This window comes from Shigella sp. SIG3 (assembly GCF_053555855.1).
In genome coordinates, this window is record NZ_JBQZXE010000175.1 from 1 (window position 1) to 5,539 (window position 5,539).

4 protein-coding genes and 1 pseudogene are annotated in these 5,539 nt (G+C 53.5%); 3 read left to right on the plus strand and 2 right to left on the minus strand.

Features of this window, described 5'->3' with window-relative positions; genetic code table 11:
• Together ACUU1I_RS19375 and speB are read left to right on the plus strand one after the other, a co-directional pair.
• Positions 1-192 (plus strand): annotated as a pseudogene (locus ACUU1I_RS19375) (hypothetical protein); the annotation flags it as partial.
• A gap of 135 nt (positions 193-327) precedes the next feature.
• Entirely contained in the window at positions 328-1,248 is a 921-nt protein-coding gene (gene speB / locus ACUU1I_RS19380; protein WP_000105566.1) for an agmatinase, read from the plus strand.
• A gap of 205 nt (positions 1,249-1,453) precedes the next feature.
• Here the strand turns inward: speB and loiP are convergent, their stop codons facing one another.
• The gene (gene loiP, locus ACUU1I_RS19385) at positions 1,454-2,212 is read right to left on the minus strand and encodes a metalloprotease LoiP (RefSeq protein ID WP_005051759.1); all 759 of its coding nucleotides are present in this window, start codon (positions 2,210-2,212) and stop codon (positions 1,454-1,456) included.
• Positions 2,213-2,489: 277 nt separating this feature from the next.
• On the opposite strand from loiP, the gene tkt reads away from it, so the two are divergent.
• Positions 2,490-4,481, plus strand: coding sequence for a transketolase (gene tkt, locus ACUU1I_RS19390; protein ID WP_000098613.1), 1,992 nt, complete (start codon positions 2,490-2,492; stop codon positions 4,479-4,481).
• A 45-nt stretch (positions 4,482-4,526) separates the two neighbouring features.
• Here the strand turns inward: tkt and ACUU1I_RS19395 are convergent, their stop codons facing one another.
• Positions 4,527-5,435 (minus strand): SPFH domain-containing protein, encoded by a 909-nt coding sequence (locus ACUU1I_RS19395; RefSeq protein WP_000646944.1) that lies wholly within the window; start codon positions 5,433-5,435, stop codon positions 4,527-4,529.
• Positions 5,436-5,539: the final 104 nt, after the last annotated feature.

The window sequence follows — 5,539 nt, forward strand, 5'->3', positions numbered from 1 at the left end:
GCTTTTCAGTTCGCCAACGTTGCTGATTCCTACGCAGCCAATTCGGCGCAAGGCGATGTGCGTAATACCGGGGTAATCGGCTTTGCCGCCTTTGAATTACAAGGCCCGGCGCAAAACGCGCTGCCGCCGTGCTCTGGACAAGCCTTTCCGGCAGATAACAATGGTTATGCGCCGCCACCGTGTCGGAAATAGCAACCTCGCTTGATGCCTCGCCCATTTAAGGCGATAATTAGCACAAACTTGTGTTTCGCAAATCCAACCCTTCCTCGTCGGGCCTAACGACGCGGAAGGGTTTTTTTATATCGACTTTGTAATAGGAGTCCATCCATGAGCACCTTAGGTCATCAATACGATAACTCACTGGTTTCCAATGCCTTTGGTTTTTTACGCCTGCCGATGAACTTCCAGCCGTATGACAGCGATGCAGACTGGGTGATTACTGGCGTGCCGTTCGATATGGCCACTTCTGGTCGTGCGGGTGGTCGCCACGGTCCGGCAGCGATCCGTCAGGTTTCGACGAATCTGGCCTGGGAACACAACCGCTTCCCGTGGAATTTCGACATGCGTGAGCGTCTGAACGTCGTGGACTGCGGCGATCTGGTATATGCCTTTGGCGATGCCCGTGAGATGAGCGAAAAGCTGCAGGCGCACGCCGAGAAGCTGCTGGCTGCCGGTAAGCGTATGCTCTCCTTCGGTGGTGACCACTTTGTTACGCTGCCGCTGCTGCGTGCTCATGCGAAGCATTTCGGCAAAATGGCGCTGGTACACTTTGACGCCCACACCGATACCTATGCGAACGGTTGTGAATTTGACCACGGCACTATGTTCTATACCGCGCCGAAAGAAGGTCTGATCGACCCGAATCATTCCGTGCAGATTGGTATTCGTACCGAGTTTGATAAAGACAACGGCTTTACCGTGCTGGACGCCTGCCAGGTGAACGATCGCAGCGTGGATGACGTTATCGCCCAGGTGAAACAGATTGTGGGTGATATGCCGGTTTACCTGACTTTTGATATCGACTGCCTGGATCCTGCTTTCGCGCCGGGAACCGGTACGCCAGTGATTGGCGGCCTGACCTCCGATCGCGCCATTAAACTGGTACGCGGCCTGAAAGATCTCAACATCGTTGGGATGGACGTAGTGGAAGTGGCTCCGGCATACGATCAGTCGGAAATCACCGCTCTGGCTGCGGCGACGCTGGCGCTGGAGATGCTGTATATTCAGGCGGCGAAAAAGGGCGAGTAAGCACCAGATGCGATGCGCACGGGTAAAACGTGCCATTAATGTCGGATGCGGCGTGAACGCCTTATCCGACCTACGTTCGGCACCCGTAGGCCGGATAAGATGCGCCAGCATCGCATCCGGCAATGCGCACAAGGTAACAAATGTGCCATTAATGTCAGATGCGGCGTGAACGCCTTATCTGACCTACGTTCGACACCACCAGGCTTTACTTAATCCCATCCGCGCTGATGCGATCGCGAATATGCTGGGCACGTTCGGCGGATGCAGGATGGTCGTCAAACATTGAGCTTTGACGGCCTTCTTCCAGCTTCGCCAGTTTTTCAAAGCTGGTGGCAAGACCTGCCGGGCTGATGCCGCGTTGGTGCAGAAGATCGTAAGAATAATCATCGGCTTCTGCTTCCTGGCGCTGGGAGAATTGCGAATTGACTAATTTCTCGCCCAGATCACCAAGTTGTGATTGAGATAAACTGCCGACAATCCCGCCCGCAGAGGCCGCAGCTACTCGCACGGCATTTGTACCAAGCGCCACCTGCATCCCTTTCTTCACATGGCCTAACGCCACGTGCCCCATCTCGTGACCGATCACCGCTTCGACTTCGTTATCTGTCATCATATCCATCAGCCCGCTATAGACGCGGATACAGCCGTTAGCCATTGCAAAGGCGTTCACATCCTTCGCCATATACACTTTGTAATTCACCGGCTGACCGTTGATATTGTTGCCTAGCGCATTGGCAATAGTTGTCAGACGTTTAGCGTATTCGCTATTGGCTGGCGCAATCGTCGCCTTGCTGTCCATCTCCTGACATGCCTGATCGCTCAGGGTTTTCACCTGCGCATCACTCAAACTGTAAGCCTGAAAAGCTTCCGCTCCTGATGAGAGCAGTCCGTTGGAGTCCATATTCTGGCAACCGGTCAGTACCGTTGCCACGCTCATTGCTACCAATAAGGCGCGAATTTTCATGTTTTCTCTTCCGCACAAGGTCAGGATTATTCTAAAAATGCGCCGTTTGCAGGTGAATCGACGCTCAGTCTCAGTATAAGGAAAAGCGCAGCGGACGGGCGAGCAGATTGCGCAACATGCGAGCATGATCCAGAGATTTCTGAAGCGGCAAAAGGATGTTCCATGTACATGACGCGCGGCTTGCGGTAAATTGTTGGCAAATTTTCCGGCGTAGCCCAAAACGCGCTGTCGTCAAGTCGTTAAGGGCGTGCCCTTCATCATCCGATCTGGAGTCAAAATGTCCTCACGTAAAGAGCTTGCCAATGCTATTCGTGCGCTGAGCATGGACGCAGTACAGAAAGCCAAATCCGGTCACCCGGGTGCCCCTATGGGTATGGCTGACATTGCCGAAGTCCTGTGGCGTGATTTCCTGAAACACAACCCGCAGAATCCGTCCTGGGCTGACCGTGACCGCTTCGTGCTGTCCAACGGCCACGGCTCCATGCTGATCTACAGCCTGCTGCACCTCACCGGTTACGATCTGCCGATGGAAGAACTGAAAAACTTCCGTCAGCTGCACTCTAAAACTCCGGGCCACCCGGAAGTAGGTTATACCGCTGGTGTGGAAACCACCACCGGTCCGCTGGGTCAGGGTATTGCCAACGCAGTCGGTATGGCGATTGCAGAAAAAACGCTGGCGGCGCAGTTTAACCGTCCGGGCCACGACATTGTCGACCACTACACCTACGCCTTCATGGGCGACGGCTGCATGATGGAAGGCATCTCCCACGAAGTTTGCTCTCTGGCGGGTACGCTGAAGCTGGGTAAACTGATTGCGTTCTACGATGACAACGGTATTTCTATCGATGGTCACGTTGAAGGCTGGTTCACCGACGACACAGCAATGCGTTTCGAAGCTTACGGCTGGCACGTTATTCGCGACATCGACGGTCATGACGCGGCATCCATCAAACGCGCAGTTGAAGAAGCGCGCGCAGTGACTGACAAACCGTCCCTGCTGATGTGCAAAACCATCATCGGTTTCGGTTCCCCGAACAAAGCCGGTACTCACGACTCCCACGGTGCGCCGCTGGGCGACGCTGAAATTGCCCTGACCCGCGAACAGCTGGGCTGGAAATATGCACCGTTCGAAATCCCGTCTGAAATCTATGCTCAGTGGGATGCGAAAGAAGCAGGCCAGGCGAAAGAATCTGCATGGAATGAGAAGTTTGCGGCTTACGCGAAAGCTTATCCGCAGGAAGCGGCTGAATTTACCCGCCGTATGAAAGGCGAAATGCCGTCTGACTTCGACGCCAAAGCGAAAGAGTTTATCGCTAAACTGCAGGCTAATCCGGCGAAAATCGCCAGCCGTAAAGCGTCGCAGAATGCTATCGAAGCGTTCGGCCCGCTGTTGCCTGAATTCCTCGGCGGCTCTGCTGACCTGGCACCGTCTAACCTGACCCTGTGGTCTGGTTCTAAAGCAATCAACGAAGATGCTGCAGGTAACTACATCCACTACGGTGTTCGCGAGTTCGGTATGACCGCGATTGCTAACGGTATCTCCCTGCACGGTGGCTTCCTGCCGTACACCTCCACCTTCCTGATGTTCGTGGAATACGCACGTAACGCCGTACGTATGGCTGCGCTGATGAAACAGCGCCAGGTGATGGTTTACACCCACGACTCCATCGGTCTGGGCGAAGATGGCCCGACTCACCAGCCGGTAGAGCAGGTCGCTTCTCTGCGCGTGACCCCGAACATGTCTACATGGCGTCCGTGTGACCAGGTTGAATCCGCGGTCGCGTGGAAATACGGCGTTGAGCGTCAGGACGGCCCGACTGCGCTTATCCTCTCCCGTCAGAACCTGGCGCAGCAGGAACGTACTGAAGAGCAGCTGGCAAACATCGCGCGCGGTGGTTATGTGCTGAAAGACTGTGCTGGTCAGCCGGAACTGATCTTCATCGCCACCGGTTCTGAAGTTGAACTGGCGGTTGCTGCCTACGAAAAACTGACTGCCGAAGGCGTGAAAGCGCGCGTGGTGTCCATGCCGTCTACCGACGCATTTGACAAGCAGGATGCGGCTTACCGTGAATCCGTACTGCCGAAAGCGGTTACTGCACGCGTTGCGGTAGAAGCGGGTATTGCTGACTACTGGTACAAGTATGTTGGCCTGAACGGCGCTATCGTCGGCATGACCACCTTCGGTGAATCTGCTCCGGCAGAGCTGCTGTTTGAAGAGTTCGGCTTCACTGTTGATAACGTTGTTGCGAAAGCAAAAGCGCTGCTGTAATCAGTAAGACGTTTTGTGAGAAGGGCCGCGAAAGCGGCCCTTTTTTTACTTAGTAGAGATAAACGGAACTGTGCTGCCGGGGATCATGGTTTCGGGCAGTTTACCGTCCCAACGTTCGGCAGTGGTGAGGGCTACAAGTCCGGGATTATCCCGCAGAGCTTCACCGCGCAGGCGGATTGCTTCTGCTTCAGCCGCACTTTTTAAACGAATAGTTTCAGCCTCTGCCGCGCCTCTTACGCGAATAGTTTCCGCTTCTGCTTTGTCTGCCGCCAGTTTACTGTCTGCTTCTGCCTGGGCCTGAGTTACCGCTATTTGCGCCTGGATTTTCTCTGTTTCCAGATTTTGCTTACGCGTGGCAATGGCGACTTCTGCTTTCATTCGGTTTTCAATCGACTTTTCATAAGCGTCAGAAAAATCAATATTTTCAATCTGGACCCCGTCAATTACCACTGGCCCAACAACGGCTTTGCGCATGGCATTTTGCAGATCCTGAACCAATTTTGTACGATCCTGTACGGCGCTGATGGCGGTATATTGGCCGAAAATGTTCTCCAGCTGAGTTGGCAACTGACGGACAATTAGACGATCTTTTAATGCTTCAATAGTGTTGTAGGTGGTATAAACCGCGCCTGCTTCTGAAGGTTTAATGTAGAAGCTGACTGATACTGTCATTTGTGCCGGTTGCTGGTCGCGGCTGTAGGCCTGTAATCCCTGATAGACCACAGCCTGATTACGCGTGGAAATTTTCTCCACGCTTTCCATAAAAGGGATCTTAAAACCCAGCCCCGGCTCGGCAACTTTTACGATTTTTCCGTAGCGCAGCAAAATGCCGCGTTCACCTTCATTAACGGTGTAATACGAGAGAAATGGCAGCACAACCACGGCAAGCACGCCAATGGCGATAGCAAGAGATTTTTGTGGGCGAAATGAGGTTAATGAAACAGGTGCTTTCATGACAATCTTCCTTGAGTAAAGTATGGGAATATGTCACATGAGATGAGGAGAAAACAGCCGATAGGTGAGAATTCAGAATCTATAAAGGGGTATAGCGAAAAAAC

Bases quoted from the DNA above. Each gene is read 5' to 3' on its own strand.
- speB (WP_000105566.1), top strand. From the start codon at position 328: ATGAGCACCTTAGGTCATCAATACGATAACTCACTGGTTTCCAATGCC.
- ACUU1I_RS19395 (WP_000646944.1), bottom strand. From the start codon at position 5,435: ATGAAAGCACCTGTTTCATTAACCTCATTTCGCCCACAAAAATCTCTT.
- tkt (WP_000098613.1), top strand. From the start codon at position 2,490: ATGTCCTCACGTAAAGAGCTTGCCAATGCTATTCGTGCGCTGAGCATG.
- loiP (WP_005051759.1), bottom strand. From the start codon at position 2,212: ATGAAAATTCGCGCCTTATTGGTAGCAATGAGCGTGGCAACGGTACTG.